This window comes from Streptomyces gilvosporeus (assembly GCF_002082195.1).
Classification (GTDB): domain Bacteria; phylum Actinomycetota; class Actinomycetes; order Streptomycetales; family Streptomycetaceae; genus Streptomyces; species Streptomyces gilvosporeus.
Map to the genome: position 1 here is coordinate 8,404,590 of NZ_CP020569.1, position 20,027 is coordinate 8,424,616.

At 71.3% G+C, this 20,027-nt stretch carries 21 protein-coding genes; 12 read left to right on the top strand and 9 right to left on the bottom strand.

Features of this window, described 5'->3' with window-relative positions:
- The first annotated feature begins 91 nt into the window (after positions 1 to 91).
- Positions 92 to 541 (top strand): DUF5954 family protein, encoded by a 450-nt coding sequence (locus tag B1H19_RS37230; protein ID WP_083109261.1) that lies wholly within the window; start codon positions 92 to 94, stop codon positions 539 to 541.
- 25 nt (positions 542 to 566) lie between these two features.
- Here the strand turns inward: B1H19_RS37230 and B1H19_RS37235 are convergent, their stop codons facing one another.
- Positions 567 to 1,217 carry an SMI1/KNR4 family protein gene (locus tag B1H19_RS37235; protein WP_083109262.1) on the bottom strand — a complete coding sequence of 217 codons (651 nt, stop codon included), beginning with the start codon at positions 1,215 to 1,217 and terminating at the stop codon, positions 567 to 569.
- A 207-nt stretch (positions 1,218 to 1,424) separates the two neighbouring features.
- On the opposite strand from B1H19_RS37235, the gene B1H19_RS37240 reads away from it, so the two are divergent.
- Together B1H19_RS37240 and B1H19_RS37245 are read left to right on the top strand one after the other, a co-directional pair.
- On the top strand, positions 1,425 to 1,994 hold the full coding sequence (locus B1H19_RS37240) for an AMIN-like domain-containing (lipo)protein (protein ID WP_083109263.1): 570 nt from the start codon (positions 1,425 to 1,427) through the stop codon (positions 1,992 to 1,994).
- Between the two features lie 181 nt (positions 1,995 to 2,175).
- Positions 2,176 to 2,907, top strand: coding sequence for a L,D-transpeptidase family protein (locus B1H19_RS37245; RefSeq protein WP_083109264.1), 732 nt, complete (start codon positions 2,176 to 2,178; stop codon positions 2,905 to 2,907).
- A 93-nt stretch (positions 2,908 to 3,000) separates the two neighbouring features.
- Here B1H19_RS37245 and B1H19_RS37250 read toward each other — a convergent pair whose 3' ends face one another.
- From B1H19_RS37250 to gntA, 3 genes are all read right to left on the bottom strand, one after another.
- Entirely contained in the window at positions 3,001 to 3,501 is a 501-nt protein-coding gene (locus B1H19_RS37250; protein WP_083109265.1) for a C40 family peptidase, read from the bottom strand.
- 121 nt (positions 3,502 to 3,622) lie between these two features.
- On the bottom strand, positions 3,623 to 5,479 hold the full coding sequence (locus tag B1H19_RS37255; protein WP_083109266.1) for a TIGR03767 family metallophosphoesterase: 1,857 nt from the start codon (positions 5,477 to 5,479) through the stop codon (positions 3,623 to 3,625).
- Between the two features lie 256 nt (positions 5,480 to 5,735).
- Positions 5,736 to 6,395 (bottom strand): guanitoxin biosynthesis heme-dependent pre-guanitoxin N-hydroxylase GntA, encoded by a 660-nt coding sequence (gene gntA / locus B1H19_RS37260; RefSeq protein ID WP_083109267.1) that lies wholly within the window; start codon positions 6,393 to 6,395, stop codon positions 5,736 to 5,738.
- 322 nt (positions 6,396 to 6,717) lie between these two features.
- On the opposite strand from gntA, the gene B1H19_RS37265 reads away from it, so the two are divergent.
- The 3 genes from B1H19_RS37265 (at position 6,718) to B1H19_RS37275 (ending at position 8,812) form a co-directional block, all read left to right on the top strand.
- The gene (locus B1H19_RS37265; RefSeq protein ID WP_083109269.1) at positions 6,718 to 7,287 is read left to right on the top strand and encodes a CchlQ; all 570 of its coding nucleotides are present in this window, start codon (positions 6,718 to 6,720) and stop codon (positions 7,285 to 7,287) included.
- Between the two features lie 147 nt (positions 7,288 to 7,434).
- A complete protein-coding gene (locus B1H19_RS37270; RefSeq protein ID WP_083109270.1) occupies positions 7,435 to 8,325 on the top strand; it encodes a polysaccharide deacetylase family protein in 891 nt (296 codons plus the stop codon).
- A 226-nt stretch (positions 8,326 to 8,551) separates the two neighbouring features.
- Entirely contained in the window at positions 8,552 to 8,812 is a 261-nt protein-coding gene (locus B1H19_RS37275) for a hypothetical protein (RefSeq protein ID WP_083109271.1), read from the top strand.
- 84 nt (positions 8,813 to 8,896) lie between these two features.
- Here the strand turns inward: B1H19_RS37275 and B1H19_RS37280 are convergent, their stop codons facing one another.
- From B1H19_RS37280 to B1H19_RS37290, 3 genes are all read right to left on the bottom strand, one after another.
- Positions 8,897 to 10,732 carry a glycoside hydrolase family 15 protein gene (locus B1H19_RS37280; RefSeq protein ID WP_083109272.1) on the bottom strand — a complete coding sequence of 612 codons (1,836 nt, stop codon included), beginning with the start codon at positions 10,730 to 10,732 and terminating at the stop codon, positions 8,897 to 8,899.
- Between the two features lie 101 nt (positions 10,733 to 10,833).
- Positions 10,834 to 12,237, bottom strand: coding sequence for a tetratricopeptide repeat protein (locus B1H19_RS37285; RefSeq protein WP_083109274.1), 1,404 nt, complete (start codon positions 12,235 to 12,237; stop codon positions 10,834 to 10,836).
- Positions 12,238 to 12,816: 579 nt separating this feature from the next.
- Positions 12,817 to 13,539 (bottom strand): TetR/AcrR family transcriptional regulator, encoded by a 723-nt coding sequence (locus B1H19_RS37290; protein ID WP_083109276.1) that lies wholly within the window; start codon positions 13,537 to 13,539, stop codon positions 12,817 to 12,819.
- A 140-nt stretch (positions 13,540 to 13,679) separates the two neighbouring features.
- Here B1H19_RS37290 and speB point away from each other — a divergent pair, with 140 nt between their 5' ends.
- Positions 13,680 to 14,702 (top strand): agmatinase, encoded by a 1,023-nt coding sequence (gene speB / locus B1H19_RS37295; RefSeq protein ID WP_083109277.1) that lies wholly within the window; start codon positions 13,680 to 13,682, stop codon positions 14,700 to 14,702.
- Between the two features lie 221 nt (positions 14,703 to 14,923).
- On the top strand, positions 14,924 to 15,142 hold the full coding sequence (locus B1H19_RS37300; RefSeq protein ID WP_237289728.1) for a hypothetical protein: 219 nt from the start codon (positions 14,924 to 14,926) through the stop codon (positions 15,140 to 15,142).
- Positions 15,143 to 15,184: 42 nt separating this feature from the next.
- Here the strand turns inward: B1H19_RS37300 and B1H19_RS37305 are convergent, their stop codons facing one another.
- Positions 15,185 to 15,487: a hypothetical protein gene (locus tag B1H19_RS37305; protein WP_083109278.1), complete on the bottom strand. Its 303-nt coding sequence runs from the start codon at positions 15,485 to 15,487 to the stop codon at positions 15,185 to 15,187.
- A gap of 390 nt (positions 15,488 to 15,877) precedes the next feature.
- Between B1H19_RS37305 and B1H19_RS37310 the strand changes: the two genes are divergently transcribed.
- The 4 genes from B1H19_RS37310 to B1H19_RS37325 all read left to right on the top strand — a co-directional run bounded on the left by B1H19_RS37310 (position 15,878) and on the right by B1H19_RS37325 (position 19,505).
- Positions 15,878 to 16,936 carry a methyltransferase gene (locus tag B1H19_RS37310; protein WP_083109279.1) on the top strand — a complete coding sequence of 353 codons (1,059 nt, stop codon included), beginning with the start codon at positions 15,878 to 15,880 and terminating at the stop codon, positions 16,934 to 16,936.
- Positions 16,937 to 17,530: 594 nt separating this feature from the next.
- A complete protein-coding gene (locus B1H19_RS37315; protein WP_159028230.1) occupies positions 17,531 to 17,740 on the top strand; it encodes a hypothetical protein in 210 nt (69 codons plus the stop codon).
- Between the two features lie 124 nt (positions 17,741 to 17,864).
- Positions 17,865 to 18,947 (top strand): helix-turn-helix domain-containing protein, encoded by a 1,083-nt coding sequence (locus B1H19_RS37320; protein WP_083109281.1) that lies wholly within the window; start codon positions 17,865 to 17,867, stop codon positions 18,945 to 18,947.
- Positions 18,948 to 19,031: 84 nt separating this feature from the next.
- On the top strand, positions 19,032 to 19,505 hold the full coding sequence (locus B1H19_RS37325) for a hypothetical protein (RefSeq protein ID WP_083109282.1): 474 nt from the start codon (positions 19,032 to 19,034) through the stop codon (positions 19,503 to 19,505).
- 74 nt (positions 19,506 to 19,579) lie between these two features.
- On the opposite strand, the gene B1H19_RS37330 is transcribed toward B1H19_RS37325, so the two are convergent.
- Positions 19,580 to 20,026 (bottom strand): hypothetical protein, encoded by a 447-nt coding sequence (locus tag B1H19_RS37330; RefSeq protein ID WP_159028231.1) that lies wholly within the window; start codon positions 20,024 to 20,026, stop codon positions 19,580 to 19,582.
- Position 20,027: the final 1 nt, after the last annotated feature.

The window sequence follows — 20,027 nt, forward strand, 5'->3', positions numbered from 1 at the left end:
TCCGGAGAGGCGGACCCGGCGAACTCACCTGATCGGACGATTCACCGGCAAGTACCCGGGGACTATGTCACCCCCTCGCCATCCTGGATCCATGACGAACAGCAGCAGAGACACCTGCGCCGGCCGCAGCGGCGGGGCCCGGGCGGGTGCCCGGACGCTCACTGCGCCGAGTCCCGTCGAGCGGACCGCGCCGTCCGCGTACACCGCCTATGCGGCCATGGTCCTCGAAGACCGCGGCTGGCGTCAGATGTTCCCGGCACTGCCCACCGAGAAGGGCGCACGCCACGGCCTCGCCGAGATCTTCCGCGGCCAGGCGGTGTGGAATCCGGCATGGGGCGACCGCTATCTGGAGGTGGCCGACGAGATCCAGAGCGAGGCCGCCGACCAGGTCATCCTCGGGGGCGGCGTCTACCGCATCGTCCGCATCGAGCAGACCGTCGTCATGACGGAGTACGGGCCCGAGTCCCCGAAGCCGACGGACCAGGAGTTCCCGGCGGAGCTCGACGACCGCAGGTCGGCCGGCCGCCGGGGCGTCGTCTGACGACCGGCGGGCGCGACGCCGTCCGTCACCGTCGGGCCGGTGCGTCGGACTCCAGCCAGGAGAGGTACCACTCGCGGAAGGACGGCCCCGGCGTCATGGCGAACCAGACCTGGTCCGCGAACCAGATACGCCCCACGTCCCGGCCCGTGACGTCCTGGCCCGTGACCACGATCCGGACGAATTCCCCGCAGCCCCTTTCGGCGATGGCCAGCGACCCCGTCACCAGCGCCGCCTGGTCGTAGGGCTCCCCGGGGCCGGCACGCCAGGCCGTGGTGAGCGGGAAGGGCGTCGCCAGGACGCCGGGCCGGCGGTCCTGCGCCTTTTCGTCGTCGGCGGCCCACCCGTAGTCGTCGTCCTCTTCCTCGTCCGGCGACCCGTAACACGGCCCCTCCAGCGGAAACAGGCCGTAATCCGGTCCCGCGCCGCTCCCGCCCACCTGGGTCAGGAAGTCGCGGTAGTCGCGCGGAAGCGGAATGCCGTACCGCGCCTCGAAGGCATCGACGTCGGCGGCGGCCAGCGGCGGGCCGAGCCGGTAGCGGTGTCTGTCGGCGCCGAACCGTTCGCATCGAGGATCCCGACGCGCCATCTCCGCCAACCTGGCCCGCACCGCGGCGGCATCCCAGCCCCCGGCCCCATCCCGCCCCCGGGCGGCGGCAGTTGTCCCCTGGCTGCTCATCGGCTCCTCATCCCTCGGAGGACAACGCTACCGGGCGGTCGTGCGCGAGGCCCGGCGGCCCGTGCGGGCACCGCACGGGCCGACACCCTCGTCATCCCGACGACTTCGCTGCCGAGCCGGCCGAAAACCCCTCCGTACGCAACGCCTTCGGACCCGCGTACGTCCTCCCGCATGCATCTGCACGCACGACATTTGTGGAGGTACATCGTGCGACGGTGGGGAACAGCGGCCGCGGCGCTCGCGCTGACGGCAGCCGGCCTGGTCGCCACGGCTGGGACGGCCGACGCCGCCTCCGGCCCAACGGGCCGGTCGCCCTCGGCCTGCTCGACCGCCTGGGGCAGCGGAATCACATCGGCCACGGGCTCGAGCACCACGCCGCTGAAGAACATCAGGACCGGCCGCAGCGCCTGCTACGACCGCATGGTCTTCGACCTCGGCGGCACGAGCGGCAAGGTCGGCTACCACGTCGGCTATGTGGACCGGTTCCACCAGGACGGCTCCGGTCGGGTGATACCGGTCAAGGGCGGCGCCATCCTGGAGGTCTTCGTCTCCGCGCCCAGCTACGACGCCCAGACGGGCGAGCAGACCTACGCCGGCCGGGCCGGCAAGCCGCTTCCCGGTGTGCGCCTCACCGGATACGAGACGTTCCGGGACGCCGAGTTCGGGGCGAGCTTCGAGGGACAGACCCAGGTCGGCCTGGGCACCCGGGCCAAGCTGCCGTTCCGGGTCTTCCAGTTCGGAAACCGGCTGGTCGTGGACGTCGCTCACCACCGCTGAACCGCGCGGCGTGCACGGAGCGTCGAGGGAGTCCGGCCGCGCCATGGGTGCGGCCGGACGGCCCCCGGCCACCAGGGCCCGCCCCGACACGCGACGTTCGCATGGCCGTAATGCGACGTAGCAGATATATCCGATGTCCCGCCCTTACAACCGGCGCCCGCGGCACCGGGTCATACCGGGTATGAGACGACTACTGAATCTACGCATACGGCGGTCCCGCACCGGGCGCCGAGCGGGTGCGGCGCTCGCGCTGACCGCGCTGACGGTCCCCCTGACGGTGGCCCTCGCCGCGCCCGCCTCGGCGGCCTCCGGGTCACCGTGTTACGCGCTGCGCGGCCCCTACCAGAAGCAGGCGGAGCGGTTCCTCGGACTGCCGGTCGACGGCCGGCAGTCGGCGTCCGACTGCCGCGCGATCCGCGCCTTCCAGACCGGCCACGGCATCTACCCGAACTACGGCTACGCCGGCCCCGTCACCTGGGGCGTGATGCAGGTGGTCGCCCGCCAGCAGGCCGCCGGACACGACCCCAACAAGGCGCACAAGTGTCCCACCACCCGAGGGCGGATCGCCTGCGTCGACCTCGACCGGCAGATCAGCTGGGTCCAGGACGGATCGAAGCTGGTCTTCGGCCCCGTACCGGTGCGCACCGGCCGCAACGGTTTTGAAACCCGAACCGGCTCCTCGAAGATCTACTGGCGCCATCTGCACCATGTGTCGACGCTGTACCACGTGGCCATGCCCTACAGCCAGTTCTTCGACGGCGGCCAGGCGTTCCACTCCATCAGCGGCAGCGTCTGGTCGGCCCCGGGCTCGCATGGCTGCGTCAACATGCGCCCCGTGGACGCCAAGAAGTACTGGTCGCTGCTCGGCTACGGCGACGACGTCTATGTCTACGGCCGCAAGCCCGGCACGTGAGTTCGGCGCAGCGGCAGGTTGCTCGGGCCCGGCGCCCCGGTGACCGTGGCCGGGCACGTCCGGCGTCCGCCGTGGCGTGCCCGGCCCCGCTGGTCAGGCCAGCAGGTCGTACAGCGCCATGGGCGTGACATAGCCGGGCCAGCGCCCGTCGGTGAAGAGATGCACCCCGGCGTCCAGGTAGCACTGGTCGACGAGTTGGGAGCAGATCAGGTGCCCCGTGCTCGCGATATAGCGGCGCAGTCCCGGAACGGGGAGACGGAAGCGGTGCGCGGCGATCGCGGCGTAGTCGAGGAAGCTGTAGGGCACCCCGACGTACCGCGCCGACGCCTCACAGATGGCGGTGCGCTGCGGTGTGGTGAGCCCCTCGGGGCAGACGTAGAGCACGGGGGCGCCGTCGTAGGCGCTGAGGCTGCCGATCCGGGCCCCGCCCGGCTCGGCCTCCAGCAGCCGGCCGTCGGGCAGCACGAGAAAGGCGTGTTCGTAGTCGGCGAAGCCTTCTTTGTTGAGCCATTGTCCGAAGCGGATCAATTGGCCGGTGACACCGGATATCCGAGTGAGTCCGATATCGCCGGGCTGGGGATGGGTGTGCTTCATGAGCAGCTCCCAGGGGCACAAAAGGCGGGTTACTCAAGGTGATACCCCGAATGCGCCCTGTGCTCACCGCCGTTCGGCGCTCACCGCCCCGGCCTTCCGGCCGTTGTGAGCGCCTCGCTGGTCACCCCCGCCGCACCATCAGCTCCGTATTCCGGTCCACCGCCCGGCCCGCCATCGCCTCAAGGACGCCACCGCCCATCTGCGCGGCCAGCCCGGGGGCGTTGTAGGACACCTCGCGGTAGAGCGACGCCAGACCCACGGCCGACAGGTCGCCGAAGTCGGTGCGGTGCGGGGCGCCGGATTCGATGAGGGTGGTGAACAGGGACAGCGTCCCGTCGTGGTTGTCGACCAGTTCGAAGAGCCGGGCGTGCTGCGGATAGTCCACATGGGAGGCGGTGTTGACCTCCCAGAACGAGCGGGCGGCCGTGGGATGGGGATGCGGCGTGATGCGGTTGATGTGACTGTGGCCGTTGATCCATGCGACGACGTTCGGGAAGCGGTTCAGCAGCGCGATGACCTCCGCGCCGTCGTGCCGCGTCTCCTCCGTCCGTGCCGCATCCGGGCGCCGCGTCATGCTGGGGCTGTGGTGGTGGCTGAAGACGAGGATGTGCGCATCGTCGGCCGCCGCATTGTGCACCAGCCGCCCGTCCGCGTCGTAATAGTGCGCGCTGTGTGCCGCCAACGTCCGTTCCAGCCAGGCGAGTTGCTCGCTGCCCAGGGAACCCTCGTAGTGCCCGCTGCGGTAGGTGGTGTCGATGCTGATGCCGAGGACCCCGTCCGCCGCGCGGAAGGAGTAGTACATCCGCTCACCGTCCAGCTGGTTCTCGCTGTAGCCGTGCCCGGCCGGTCCCGCACCGGCGAAGGCCGGGTCCAGATGCGCCCGCACATACTCCTGCGGGGTGAGCATGCGCCGACGCGGATCGGGTGTCACGGCACGGGCTCCGGCGGCGTGGCGGAGCAGAATCTCCCGGAGCACGGTGCTCTTGGGATCCCCGCCCGTGTCCAGGACGCGGGCGAGGGCGGCCACCTCCGCATCCGGTACGGAGTACAGCTTGCGCGCCCCGGTGACGTACTCGCGCAGGACCGGATCGTACGGGGAGAGGCAGCCGCCGGGCAGATCGTCGTGGTTACCGGGCGTCGAGTACCACGGCATGCGCAGACCGGGGCTGACCACCGGGCGCAGCGCGGCCTCCAGATAGCCCGGGATCCGCGGCAGACCGCGCCGTTTGTCCTGGTCGGACAGGTCGGAGTCGGGGTGCCAGTACAGCGGCAGGCCGGAGTTCTGCACGCCCTCGTAGGCGTGGGGATCGCCGGAGTTGGGGGTGATCCGGCCGCCGCTCATCAGGGTGAGGAACCACTCCAGCTCCAGCGCGGAGTGGTTGTCGACGTTGTCCCCGGTGGACATGACGAACGCCGGCGGCCGTCCCGTGTACGGCCCGTCGCCGAGCGCATTGATCTGCTCCACCAGCGCGACCGAACCGGCCACCGACAGCGCCTCCTGGGCCCGCCACGACCCCGCCGAGCCGGCGCGCAGGAACTCCGTGCGCAACGGGCTCTGCACATCGGCCACATGCAGGTCGGTGACCTGCACGAAGCAGGCGAGTGCGGTACGCCGGTCCGCGCGGCCGGAGCGCGCGGCGGCGAGCTCGTCCCGGACGGCCAGCGGCCAGCCGGGACCGGAGACCAGGCGCCGGTAGCCGCTGCCGGGCGCCAGGCGCGCCGTGGTCTCCAGGGTCGTGGCCCCGAACGGTGCCGCCCGCCCGGCGGATGAGCGGGCCGGGGACGCATGGGGGGCGCCCTGCCCGGGAGGGGTGTCCGCGGCCGCGCTGCTGCGGCGCTGCCCCGGCAGGACCAGGGCGGCTCCGGCACCGGCGACGGCGGCAGAGGAAGTGACGAGGAATCGACGGCGGTTGGTGGCTGAGGATGAGGTCGAGGTCGGGGTGGCGGTGGTTGCGGCGCTGGTTTCGCTGCCGGCCATGTGGCCCTCCGTGCCCTGACCGGCGTGCCGGTCACGGCGGTGTCACCAAGCGGAACATCTCCTTCCGACAGGGTGCGCGGTGGGCATGACCGGGAATTGAACGCGACCGAAAAAGCGCACGCCGCGCGCCTGTCGGTATGTCGGTGCCGTGGTGCGCAGCGGCCGTGCGGGCGCCGGGGCGGCGCCCCGGCGGCGTAACGGGCTCGGACCTGGGCTCGGACCCGGGCCTACCGGGGCCAGACCCGAGCCTCCGGGCTCAGACCCGGGCCGAGAACGGGCAGACCCAGTCCTCGGGCTTGCGTCGGCCCGAGTAGCGCCGGGCCTCGGAGAGCTTCTCGTACTCCACGAGATTGGGGTTGATGTTGCCTTGCAGCTCGATGTCCTGCTTGCGGATCTTCTCCTGGAGCCGGTCCCACAGTCCGGCGGCCTTTATCCGGTCGAACTGCGCATGCGAGTTGAACGCGAGCATCGGGAAGGGCGGGCGGCGGCCGATGCGGCTGTGCGTCTCGTGCAGTCCGATCACGAAGAACGGGTGCCCGGCGACGCTGTAGGCGAAGGCGCCGGACGAGGCGTCGCGGTCGTAGCCCTCGGCCCACCCGTGGGTGAGGCTGTCATGATCGTGCAGGGCCTGGAGCTGCCGCCACAGCACGTCCTCGAACTCGATCTCCGACAGCTGGAGCGGGCCCGAGAACGTGGCCACGAAGCTGGTGAAGGGCTTGGCGTCCCAGTCCACCGCCTTCACGTACCGCTCGAGGTCGGCCGCCATCTGCCGTGCCGTGTCGTCGTCCCCGAACCACGTGTAATGGTGATGGGTGATCCCACCCTGCCGCCACGCCGAGCGGCCTGCCAGACAGGGGAACGAGTCGCCGAGAAAAAACTGCCCGACTTCAGTGGCGGCGGAGGCGTCAACCGTCATGTTCGAGACCTTTTGGTAGTCGGTAGGGGGACACGACCCGCAGGGGGACCCCGGCAGTCAAGATCGGACATGGCCATTTCGTCAAGCCAAGGGCGGATGTACTGCGACGACGCCCCACCGGAGCGGCCGTTGGGGCCAAGATCCCCGCTCACGTGGTGTAGTGCGCGGTGATCCGTAGGTACGCGGCGGAAAGATCGCGATGAACGAATATGCGTGAACCTACGTGAATGTCCCCTCACCGTGCGGACCACCCGGCGGGCTTGGGTGTGGTGTGTGTGACCGATGGGCAGTGAGGGGTCAGGGGTCGGGGAACGGGGGGACCATGGACTGGGCAACACTCGTGGCGACGGTGAGCGGTGGTCTCGTGGCCATCTCCGGGACCGTTCTGGCCGACCATCTGCGCCATCGCCATGACAGCGACCGCAGCGTGGAGACCCGGCGGCGTGCGGTGTACATCGAATTCATCACGGCCGCCGGGGTGTGCCATACGCGGCTGCGCCGGATAGCCCAGGCCCCGCAGGCCGAAACCGATCTCGACGCGGCCACCCGCGCCGCGCTGAACGATGCCGAGCTCTACGAGGTGCGCGAAAGGCTCTTCATCGATGCGACCACCGCGGTCGCCGGCGCCGGACAGGCGATGTTCGAACGGCTCGGTGCCCTCCGGCGTGCCGTCGCGGCGGGGGCGGCGCAGCACTCGCGGGCCTTCCACGACGCCTATCACCCCTATCTCGCGGCCGTCTGGGCCTATCGCGTGGCGGTGCGCAAGGAGTTGGAGGGGCTGCCCCTGTCGCCCGGGGATTTCGGGTGGGAGGAGTGGGACAGCAGGGACCGATGCGCGCTGTGCGCAGAGGCGGACGCGGGGGAGGGGGCCGGGGCCGGGGCCGGGGACTGATCGGCCGTCATCGCCCAGGTGACCGGGCTCACACTGCCCCGCCTTGACCCTCACATCAATGTGAAGCTTCGAGCATGTTCCTCAAGCGGACCGCAGACCACGGCGGAGAACCGCAATCCATGCAGCAGCGACGAGGAGCGAGCTCCGATGGACAACCAACTCTTCCCCTACAGCCCCATCGTCGAGCGGGCGCCGCTCCACTGGCCAGGCGGCGCCCGGGTCGCCTTCTACGTAGGGCTGAACGTCGAGCACTACCAGGTCGACCGGCCCTCGACCAGCACGTTTCCCGGTACCGCCGGGCTGACCCCGGACCCGTTGAACTACGGCTGGCGCGACTACGGCCCCAGGGTGGGCATCTGGCGGGTGATCGAGAGCCTCGACCGGCACGGGCTGCGCGCCAGCGTGCTCCTCAACTCCGATGTCGGCGAGCGCTATCCGCAGATCATCGAGGCGGGGCGCGCCCGGAACTGGGTGTGGCTCGCCCACGGCAAGAACAATTCGATCTTCCAGGCCGATATGTCCCCCGACGAGGAACGCGCCTATCTGACGGACGTGATCGACACCATCGAGAAGGCCACCGGACAGCGGCCGCGCGGCTGGATGGGGCCGGCGCTCACCGAGACCTTCCAGACCCCGGGCCTGCTCGCCGAACTCGGCCTGAGCTACGTACTGGACTGGACCAACGACGACCAGCCGTACCCTCTTGATGTGCCGGGCATGCTGAGCGTGCCGTACTCCGTCGAACTCAACGACATCGGCCTGTTCGTCAGCAAGGGCCTCACCGGTCCGGACTTCGTGCAGATCGTCAAGGACCAGCTGGATCAGCTGCACGAGGATGCGGCGGACAGCGGCCGGGTGATGTCGCTGGCCCTGCATCCGTTCGTCATCGGCCAGGCGTTCCGGCGCAGGTATCTGGACCAGGCGCTCGAATACGTGGTGAACCACCCCGGGGTGTGGTCGACGACCAGCGACGAGATCGCCGCCCACTATGCGCGGGCCGGGGTGGCGGCGGGGGAGCGGACGGGCTTTTCCCTTTGACTCCTCTGGCTCCTCTTGACTCCTCCTGAACCGGGAGGAAACTGGTTAATACACCAGACAACCGGAGAGCCGCACCGTCGGCAGAGACGTCTGTCGGCAGGAGACCCTTGGCGTGGCTCTGGCTAGGCCCCCGGAAGCCCTGCGATGCCGGAGACTCAGCGACGACTGAGGCAGACGGCGTCGATGAGGACTACCGGGGACTGTTGTGTGCGCACAGGAGCCGCCCATGAACCCCCAGCAGGCCCGCGACCTCGTCCGCAGCGTCTTCGGCGACCGGGTCCACGCCGAGGTGACCGGCTTCCCCGGTGGCAACCTGTCCCTCGCCATCGCCGGCAGCCGGCACTCCGCCACCATCGACGGGCACCCCGACACGGGCTGGGCGTACACCATCGACCCCGCCGAGGACGACGGCTTCACCGGTCATGACCGGGCTGCCGAGACCCTTGAGGACGCCCTGCGCGACATTCACGGGAAGCTTGTCGACTGACCTCGGCTCCTTTGGTGCCGATCCGGCTCCCTCGGTGACGGATTCGTCGCTCTCCGTGAATGCGGGGTGGGCAACCCCCGCCGCTCACCCCAGTGTCCGGTCGAGATTGAATGCGGCGCTGATGAGCGCAAGATGGGTGAACGCCTGCGGGAAATTCCCGATCTGCTCGCCGGTGCGGCCGATTTCCTCCGCGTACAGGCCGAGGTGGTTGGCGTAGGTGAGCATTTTCTCGAAGGCGAGACGGGCCTCGTCGACACGGCCGGCGCGGGAGAGGGCCTCGACGTACCAGAACGAGCAGATGGAGAAGGTGCCCTCATCGCCGCGAAGCCCGTCCGGGCTGCTGCGCGGGTCGTAGCGGTAGACCAGGGAATCCGATACCAGCCCCTCGCCCAGGACATCCAAAGTGGAGAGCCATTTCGGATCGGTGGGGGAGATGAACTTCGCCAGCGGCATCATCAGCACCGCCGCGTCCAGCACATCGTCGCCCTCGTGCTGGACGAACGCCCGCCGCTCGGCGGACCAGCCGCGCTGCATGATCCGCCGGTAGATCGCGTCGCGCGTCCCCGACCAGCGGACCAGGTCCGCCGGCAGGCCGCGGTGCGTGGCGATCCGGATCGCCCGTTCGATCGCCACCCAGCACATCAGCTGCGAATAGAGGAAATTCTGGATCTTTCCCCGGGTCTCCCATATTCCTTCGTCCGGCTGGTCCCAGTTGGCGCAGACCCAGTCCACCAGCCGCCCGACGCTGTCCCAGTGCTCGCTGGAAAGCGGCTCTCCCCATTTGTCGTAGAGATAAAGGGAGTCGATCAGGGCGCCGTAGATATCGAGCTGGAGCTGTTTGACGGCATTGTTGCCGATCCGGACGGGCGCCGATCCCCAATGGCCTTCCAGATGTGGGAGCTCTTCTTCCGGGAGATCGCTGCGGCCGTCGATGCCGTACATGATCTGCAACGGGCCACCGGGGGTCTCGTCCAGGCAGATGTTCTCGGAGAGGAAATGGACGAACGCCTTGGCCTCGTCGGTGAAGCCGAGCCGCAGGAGCGCGTACAGGCAGAAGGCGGCGTCGCGTACCCATACATAGCGGTAGTCCCAGTTGCGTTCGCCGCCGATCTGTTCGGGGAGGCTGGTCGTGGGGGCGGCCACGATGGCTCCGGTCGGCGCGTAGGTGAGGAGTTTGAGGGTGAGCGCGGAGCGGTGCACCATCTCCCGCCAGCGTCCCCGGTAGCGCGACTGGGACAGCCAGCCGCGCCAGTAGCGCACCGTGGCACCGAACAGCTGCTCCGCCTCCGTCACCGCACAGTCCCGCGGCTCGATCCCGTCGCCGATCCGGTCCAGGGCGAACACCGCGGACTCGCCCTCGGCCAGGGTGAACGAGGACCGCGCGTCCGGGCCGTCGATCTCTACCGGCATGTTCGACGTCAGCGCGAGGGACAGCGCGGGGGAGGTGAAGACCGTCTGGCACTGCCGGGAGCCGACGGTGTGCGGCTGCCGGCCGTAGTCGAAACGGGGCGCCACCCGGACGGTGAACGGCAGCGAGCCGCGCACGCACAGCACCCGCCGGATCAGCCGATGCCGGTCCGCCTCGCGCGAGTCGTCGACGATCGGCATGAAGTCCTGGACCTCGCCCACGCCGTCGTCGGCGAAGAACCGGGTGATCAGGATGTTGGTGTCGGGGAAGTAGAACTGCTTGGTGCGGGCCGGCACGTCCGGCGCCAGCTCGAAGGCGCCGCCGCGGTCGGCGTCGAGGATCGCCGCGAAGACGCTGGGCGCATCGAAACGTGTACAGCAGTACCAGTCGATGGTGCCGTTCGTCCCGACCAGCGCGGCGGTGCGCATATCGCCGATCAGACCGTGCTCGGCGATGGGGGTGTAACGGGGCACGTCCGACTTGCTGGGGCGGAGGCTCTCGCAGACGGTCATCCGACCTCCCCGGCGGCACCAGGGGCAGCAGTGCTCGGCCGAGCACTGGGTTCAGGTTACCTCCGGGGGGTGGGAGGGGCGAGGGACGCGGGGACCGCCGCTCACCCCCTCCCCGCGGCCTGCGCCGCGGCGCGCTCGCGGGCGTCGGCGGCCCGGTCCGCCCGGCCGAGCTGCTCCTCCAGGCGGGCCTGCGCCGACCAGTTGTACGGGCAGACCGGGCGCAGCTGGATGCGTTCGCTCAGCAACGTCCGGGCCAGCTCGGTGCGGCCGGCGCGCAGGGCCGATTCGACGAGGGTGCGCTGGACGGCGTCCCGCTGCGCATGGCTGCCGCCGAAGGTGTGGAGCCGGTGGCGCAGCGGCAGCAGCAGATCGGCGGCCCGTGCGTACTCCTGCCGGCCGAAGGCGATCAGCGCCCGGCACACCGGCAGACCGATGTCGGCCGTCATGGCGTGATTGGTCACCCCGGGGGCCGCCTCGGCCACCCAGCTCTGCCGGTCCCGCACCAGCCGCTCGGCCTGGGCCAGGCGGCCCGACCCGACGTACGCCATCACCGCATGCACATCGTTGAAGGCGTAGTGGGCGCCGTCCTGACGGCTCTCCCAGGCATCGGCCAGCCGGGCCCACCGCGCGCTCTGATCGTCGCCCACCAGATGGAGCCGCCACAGCAGCGCCGCGGCGTCGAGCAGCTCCATCGCCACCGGCGCCGAGCTCTCGTGGTGGATGGCGGCGTCGTAGATCTCCAGTACGCGGGCGGTGTCCCCCCGTTCCAGTGCGTACAGGGCGTAGTGCCACCAGGTGTGGACGGTGAGGAAGGTGCCCGCCGACCATTCCCGGCTCCGGTCGTCCAGGAAGCGGATCCCGTCGGCGAAGCGGCCCCGCATCTCGTAGGTGTGCGCCACGCCGTGGATGCTCCACACATCGTGCGGATGCTGTGCGAGCGCCGCCAGACCGGCCTCCTCGGCCCGCTCGTAGTGCCCGGTCTCCTCCAGCCCGAACGCGTACATGCCCAGCAGCGGCCCGTGGTGCCGGTCGTCCCGGTTCCAGGCGCCCAGCGCGCCGCCGATCCGGTCGCGCAGGCGCGCGGCGTCCCCGGTGAGGAAGTCCCGCTGATGCCCTGCGAACAGCGCCAGCGCATCGCGCGGGTAGGCGATGTTCAGGTCGTCGAGAACCCGCCCCGCGCCGTGCAGGTCACCGTCCAGCCAGGCCGTCGCGGCGGCCAGATGCATACGCTCCCGACGCGTCGCAGCCGCCTCGTCGAACCCCGTACGGAACCGCCCGAACGCCTTTCGCGCCGCCGCCGCGTCCTTCTCCTCGGTCCCCAGCACCCCCAGATACGCCGCCAGGACCTGCCCCATCACCGACCCCGGCGCGGCGGCGAGCGCCGCCTGCGCATGGCGGGCCACGTCCGGTCGGAAGAACAGCAGGTCGTCCAGGGCATGTTCGTAGTGTTCCAGCGCCTCGGCGCCGGTGTCGGTCATGCGATGTCCGTGCCGGTCTGTGGTCATCGGTGGCTCCAGGAAGGTACGGGACGGTCCGCCAACGGGGCGCGGTGGCCTGCCATCGCCCCATCGTGGCGGTCGGGAGGGGACGAGGGAAGGACGACTCGGGCGGCGCAGGGGGGATCGGCCGGCGCGTACGCCGCTACCGGTGCGCGGGGGCCGTCCCTCGTGTCCGTGCGGCAGGATGCATGTCCATGACCACGGGTATGCCCCTGGCGCCCGGTGGCGGCATACGAGGCCGAACCGACCGTCGCGCTACGCGACGACCGCCCCGACCTGGTCGCCGCACTCAATGCGCACTGGCACCGGCTCGCGGCGGAGCACGGAGTGCTCGACGCGGGCGGCGAGTTCCTGCTGCACATCGGCGGCCCGGTGGGCGGGACCGCGCCCTGGACGCGGGTGCGGCTCACCGCACGGTGGGACCTGGCCGGGGTCCTCGGCGCGCGCCCGGGGCGGCCCGAGTTCGTGACGCTGTCACCGGACGGCGAGCAATCCGGCGCTGCCTGCGGACGTCATGCGCCGGATGCTCGCCGCGGTGGCGGAAGGGATCCGCGGCGCGTCAGCGCGGTGAGGGCTTTCCTCACCTCACGGACGCGAGCTCGTCCGCGGCGCGCGGCGCCGGGCGGAGGGGCGGGGCGGCTGGGCGGCGTCGGTGGTCGGGGTCTCGGCGTCGGGGGCCGGGGCGGGCTGCGGAGGGAGGGGCCGGAAGGGGAGTTCGCCCGCGTAGCCGACGGCGAGGGCGAGCTGATGGCCCGCCAGGTGCCGGGCGTGGGCGAGGGTCAGGGCCCGGTCGCGGGCGATCAGGCGGGTGGCGAGGCCCGTGAGGAGGGCGAGGGCGACGGTGGCGACCTCGTCGGGGTCGCAGTCGCGGAAGTCGCCCGTGGCGAGCCCGGCCGTCACGGTGGCGGCGAGCGGCTGGATGATCCGGTCGTTGAGCGAGGCGAGCGTGCGGGCGAGTTCGGGGGAGCCGGCGGCCCGCATTTCCAGTTCGGACCACAGGCGCCATTCCATGACGTCCTCATGGGTCAGCGGCAGCCCGAAGTCGATCAGATCGGCGAGCCGTTCCGGCGGTGCGGAGCGGTGCTCGCTGTCCGTACGGCGCTCCAGCCGGGCCTCGGCGGCGCTCAGGGAGTGGGTGAGGGAAGCGGTCAGCAGCTGCGCGCGGGTGGAGAAGTGGTAGTGCACCAGCGCGGTGGAGGCTCCGGCGCGGCGGGCGATATCGGCGATGCGTACGCCGTCGAAGCCGTCGCGGGCGATCAGTTCCAGGGCCGCGCGCAAAATCCGTTCCCGGCCGTCGTTCGCGCTCATGGGGCCGATCCTGCCACAGGCCGGGGGATTGAATCCGCCGTGGCCTGACTTTAAAGTCAGGGCGGTCGGCGGCCCCGCCGTCGCCGCGCCGACCGGGCGCGCCCCGCCCGCGCGCCGCCCCTCCGCCCCCAGGAGATCGCATGCCCCGCTACGGCCCCATGTTCGGTCCCGACATCACCTTCCTCGGCGTGGACCGCTGCACCCTCGACGAACCCGACACCTACCGGGACGCCGACGTCGTCATCGTCGGCGCCCCCTTCGACGGCGGCGTCTGCCACCGGCCCGGCACCCGCTTCGGGCCGCAGGCGATCCGCGCCACCGACTACGGCGCGCACGACGGCTCGCGGCCGTCCCTGGCGATGCGCGTCGACGGACTGCGGGATCTGCGGGTGCTCGACGCCGGCGACGTGGAGATGTTCGCCGGTGACATCGAGGGCAGCATCGCGGCGATCGAGGAGGCCGTCGCCACCATCGCCGCCTCCGGCGCGGTGCCGGTCATCCTCGGCGGCGACCACACCATCGCCCTGCCCGACGTCACCGGCGTCGCCCGCCACCACGGTTTCGGCCGCGTCTCGATCATCCACTTCGACGCCCACGCCGACACCGGTGACATCGAGTTCGGCCATCTGCACGGCCACGGCCAGCCCATGCGCCGGCTGATCGAATCCGGTGCGGCGCGCGGCGACCGTTTCCTCCAGTTGGGGCTGCGCGGCTACTGGCCGGGGCCCGAGACCCTGGACTGGATGGCCGACCAGAAGATGCGCTCGTACGAGATGAGCGAGATCGTCGCGCGCGGCCTGGACGCCTGCCTGGAGGAGGCCATGGCCCTGGCGCTGGACGACTGCGACGCGGTGTTCCTCTCGGTCGACGTGGACGTGGTCGACCCGGGGATGGCCCCGGGCACCGGTACGCCCGAACCCGGCGGCCTCACCTCGCGCCAACTGCTCGACGCCGTACGCCGGTTGGCCCTGGAGCTGCCCGTCGCGGGCCTCGATGTGGTCGAGGTCTCGCCGCCGTACGACCACGCCGACATCACGGCGTATCTCGGGAACCGGATCGTGCTCGAAGCGCTGTCGGGGATGGCCGCGCGCAAGCGGGGGGACGTGTGGAACCCGGCCCGGCCGCTGCTGGACGGCAGGGGGACGCGGCGGGGCCGGGCCTAGGGGCAGTCGGTCGGAGTCCCGTCACACAGTCCAGGCGTGTCCGACGGAGGGGTGCAGACCCATCGGACCGGCCCCGCGCTCCCCGGCGGGGCCGCACGTCCGCTCGGGGTCGCTCGCGTGGTGGCTGATTGCGGTCACCCGCTTGGCCAGGCACTCTGTGGGTTATGTCGTATGTGAGGCTCGAGGCCTGGATCGGTGGAGAGTGGCTGGAGGTGGGCGCCGTGAGCGTCTCCGTGAGCGAGGCCGCGCTGACCCTGTCCTTTGAACGTCAGCGGTCCGCCTCCGCGTACCGGAGCCTCATCTGGGAGCCGCTGGAGAAATTCCTGCGGGAATACCGTGACGAGCCGCTGGTCGTGGTGCCGCAGGGGCGCAATCTGCCGGTGATGTTCGGGCCGGGCGCGGCGGGGCCGTTCCGGCTCTCCGAGGTGACCGACGGCTGATCGCCGCCCCGGTGGGGCGGCGGGGTGGCCCCGGGCCGGGCGCTATTCCAGCCCCGACTCCGATTTGCTGAACAGCTGGCCCCGCGAGTAGAAGAACACCGCATTGCTGCTTCCGTCCGCGCCGTAGCAGGTCCAGGTGACGGGGTAGCCGTCCCCGGGTGCGGCCTTGTCCTCCTGCTGGCACGTGGTGGCGTAGCGGAGCAGATCCTTCTCACTGCTGCCGACCTTGATCGCGTTGTATTCCGCCAGGGACATCGGATCGCTGGCCAGCGTGCTGCTCTCATAGGCACCGGCCGCCGCGAGGAGGCCGAGGAGACCGAGGCCGGCTATCGCGCTCTTTTTCACGGGGGAGTTGTCCTTAGTGCGGGCGGGAGACGGTGCGGGAGGTGGCGGGCGCGGAGCGGGTGCCGGTTTCAGGATAGAGGGCCGCCCGCCGCGCGCCCGCCGGCCTCCGCGCGGTCCCCGGCCGGGCACGGCCTGCACCCAGGGCGCCCGGATACGGGCATTGCCGCCAACTCCCTTGCTGTCAGGGGGACTACGCGCTCCAAGACGGGCATCACGGACCATCCCGGAACCATCGCGCCAATGATCAGCTGCTGCTATCGTCTCCGGGCGCCGACTGGTCGTCCTTCGACCGATCATGCCTCGACCGATCACGACCTGGCGTCCCACCACCGGATACCCGGTTCGCTTCGAGACTCCGCCACGGGGGCGGAGAGACGGGAGAGCTGCGTCATGGACGACCGGCCCCCGTATCCCCCCGCGTCCCCCGCCGACGCGGCGCACGGCACGCCTCCCGTGGACCCGCTCTTCGCCCTGACCTCGGGACTGTGGGCCTCGCAGGCGCTGGTGGCCGCCGAGGCCGTCGGCCTGTTCACCTTCCTCTCCCAGGAGGGCGGCGCCGGCGCCGCCGAGACCGCCGAGGGGCTGGGCATCCCCGCACGGCCCGCCGAGATGCTGCTGACCGCCTGCGCGTCCCTGGACCTGCTGCGGCGCGACGGCGAGCGATACGTCAACTCCCCGGTCGCGGAGGAGTACCTGGTGCGCGGGCGGCCGTACTACTTCGGGGACTACGTCCGGATGCTCCAGCACTACGTCTACCCCGGATGGATGCGGGTCACCGACGCGGTCCGCACCGGCCGCCCCACCCGGCAGGCCCCCGAACCGGACAAGGGCCTCTTCGAGGCGGAGAACCGCCCGGAGCTCTTCTGGGACGGGCTCTACCCGCTTTCGGCGCTCACCGGCCGCGCCCTGGCCCGGGCGGTCGACTTCGGCGCGGGGCGACTGCTCGACGTCGGCGGCGGCGGGGGCGCCTTCGCCGTGGAACTGTGCCGGTACCACCCCGGCCTGCGGGCCACCGTCTACGACCTGCCGCATGTCTGCGCGTTCACCGCCGACCGGATCGCCGAGGCCGGGCTGTCGGAACGGATCGGCGTCCACCCGGGCGACTTCTTCGCGGACCCGGAGCTGCCGGGCGGGCACGACACGATCCTGCTGTCCATGATCCTTCACGACTGGGACGAGCCCCGTAACCGCGAACTGCTCGCCGCCTGCTTCCGCGCGCTGCCCAGCGGCGGCACCCTGGTGATCAGCGAACTGCTCGTCGACGACGACAAGACGGGCCCGGCCGATGCGGCCCTGATGAGCCTGAACATGCTGATCGGCACTCCGGGGCGCAACTACACGGCCGCGGAGTACGGGCAGTGGCTGCGGGCGGCCGGTTTCGACGGCGTACGGACCGTGCCGTTCCGGGCCCCGGGGGCGAACGGAGCGGTCCTCGCCCGCAAACCGTGACCGGGCCGCACCGGCCCCACGGAGGCGGCCGGGCGGCGGCTTCGGGCGGCCGCGGCTGGTGGCGGGCCGTGGCGCGGGGTGGCGCACAGGCACGCGAGGGGCAAGCCGTGCGCGCGTACCGTACGCCCCGGAGGCGACCGAATGTACGGGATTCCTCCTGCGGATGAACACCAAAGCGACCAGTTTTGACCATCTCTGATGCCTCATCCGATCAATCTCGTTCTGGATTGATCGCGCGGGTCCGGGAGGCGGGCGACGCCGGTGACCGGCCCCCAGGGAGGGGTTTACGTGATCCTCCCGGTCGTCTACGGCCATAACCCTCTGTGGTCGTGGCGCGACGGACCGAGGGCGAAGTAGATTCCCCGACACCGGATAGCCAGTCCGGGAAAGACAGCGACCCTGGCCGGGGCGTCCACTCCATGGCCAGGGCCTGTCGAACAACCGTGATTCCGATCGATTCCTCGGCACGTACCACAGGAGCAGCTCATGCCAGATGACCGTTATCACCACCAAAGCCCTTTATGGGCCGTGGATTTCGGTGCCGAAAGTATCATGCCGCCGACTTCCTGCAATGAAACGCACGGTGCCGGTGACTTGACAGTCACCGTGCACGGCAGCGTCCTGATCACCGTGCTGATCTGGCCGGTCATGGCCTGGACCGGGTCCGCCGCGAGCGTGGCCGCGGTCGCGCTGGCCATGGCCTGTATCAGGGCGGCGAGAGGATCCCGGCTCACCTACCGGCGCATTTGCCGGCCCGCAGACGGTGACCGGCACGCCGGGCCCCCGGACCGCCGGGCGCCCTGACCGGCCCGGAGCAGCGCCCTTCGATCCGGCCCTGCCGTGCGCGAGTTTGGCGCACGGCAGGGCCGAGGACGACCACCGGTGCGCGCCATTCCTCTCCCGTACGCCCCCCGAAAGAGGCACCCGTATGACTCCCGCAGCACCGCAGCGGCGGATCTGCCAGAACTGCCGCGCGTCCTTCGTGCAACCGGCCCGCCCCGGCCGCCCCAGCACCATGTGCTCCGAGACCTGCAAGCGCGCCGCCCGCCGCAAGTCCCTGGACCCGCCCGACCTCTCCATGCCCGAAACCGATATGGACGAGGCCGCGGAGGACCTCAACCGCATGGCCAGCGATCTGCTCGCCGCCGTCCAGGGCCGGACCCCGTCCGCCCATCTCCTCCACCACCTCACGGTTCTCAAACGGATGGTCATCGACACCGAGGCCGCCGTGGTCCGCCGCGGACGCGTCCAGGGCGACACCTGGGACACCCTCGCCGCACCCGCCGGCCTCAGTTCCGAACGGCTGCGCAAGAAGTGGACGGAAGAAACGCTTACCCGCCGGCTGGACAACCGCCGCGCCGCCCGCGGCCGCGGCGCCTCCGCGCTGCCCGCGCCCCGCCCGTCGGCCGACGCCGGCCCGCCGCACCCGGCCGGCACCGCCCTGCGCCCGCCGACCCACACCCCCGCCCAACACCTCGCGGGCGCCCTGACCTCCCTCCAGCGCAAGACCGGACGCACGCTCAAGGACGTCGCCGCCGCCTCCGGCATCTCCGCCTCGCATGTCTCGCGGATCCTCTCCGGCCAGCGCCTGCCGTCCTGGCCCGTCGCCGAACGGCTCGCCCGCACCTGTGCCGGCGACCCCGAGGAACTCCGCGCCCTGTGGGAGGCCGCCCAGCGCCCGCCCGACCCCGAAACCTGTACGCGGCCCCCCGCCCCGCACCACCACGACGACGCCAAACGCCGCTTCCATACCGCGCTACGGGCCCTGTACCTCGCCGCCGACCGCCCTCATCTGTGGGCCATCCGCCGCGCCGCCGGCAACACGCTCGGCGTCAACCGCATCGCTCGCGCACTCAACGGCACCGACGTCCCCGACTGGCACACCACCACCCGCCTCGTCGCCGCCCTCCAGGGTCGCCCCGCCGACCTTCGGCCCCTCTGGAACGCCGCCTACCGGCCCCCGCCGCCCGACGCCCACGGCCCCCACCTCCCCGCTGGCGCCTTCGGCTGACCCCGCGTCCTCGTCCCCCCGTCCGCCCTTCGTCCCCGTCCCCACGCCCCGCCCTCGCCAGGCCCTGTGACCCTCAGGACTCCCATGCCTTTCGCCCCCGCGCCCGCGCGCGTACCGCCTCCCGCGTTCGAGGCCTTCCGTACGCTGCACCGCGCGCCCTATCTCGCCTACGCCCGCGCCCATCTGCCCGCGGCCCTGGCCGCCGCGGTCGTCACCGAAACCTTCGCCACCCTGGCCAGGCACTGGCAGACGCTCGTCAGCTCCGTCAACCCCACCGCCGACGCCTGGGACCACCTCTCCCACGAAGTCCGCCGCCACGCCACCCCGTTACCCCTGACCACTCCCCTCACCACCGACTGCGTCCTGCGCTACGACGCCCTCGTCCTCGCTGCCCTCGGCTACGGCCCCACCGCCACCGCCGCCGTCACCGGCCGCGACCCGGACAAGATCCGCTGCCTCACCAGGACGACGGCAACGCCCGCTCCGCGGACGGCGGTTACCGGGGGCGCCCAGGGCCGGGAGGAACCACAGGGCGGCCCCCACTCCTCCCGCTGCTAAGCCCACGCCGTCACTGCGGCACCCGGGGGGGGCACCGCACCGGCGAAGTCGGCGCCGAGGCGGCACATGCACGACTACAGCGAGACGACGGAGCCGGGAACGCCCGGCGCCGTCGTGGAATCGGCCCCGGGCAGCATTCCCGACGGCGTGTAGTCCGATGGCGTGTAGCCCGGATAGCCGGGGGTGTAGCCGGGGGTGTAGCCGGGCGGGGTGTAGTCCGGGGTGTAGCCCGGCGGCGTGTAGCCGGGCGTGTAGTCGGGCGGCGAGTAGCTGGGCGTGTAGCCGGGCGTGTAGTCCGGCGGCGAGTAGCTCGGCGTGTATCCGGGCGTGTAGTCCGGGCCGTCCGGCAGGTCGCCGGTCATGGTGTCGCGCAACAGCAGCCAGATTCCCGTAAGGGCCGCCGCGGCCAGCACGACCCCGACGACCGCCGCGATCATCAGGCGCCAGGGCCGGGTCCCCGGTGGCGGCCCCGGCGGGTGCGCCGGCTGCACCCAGTCCTGTCTGTCCTCGTCCCAACTCACG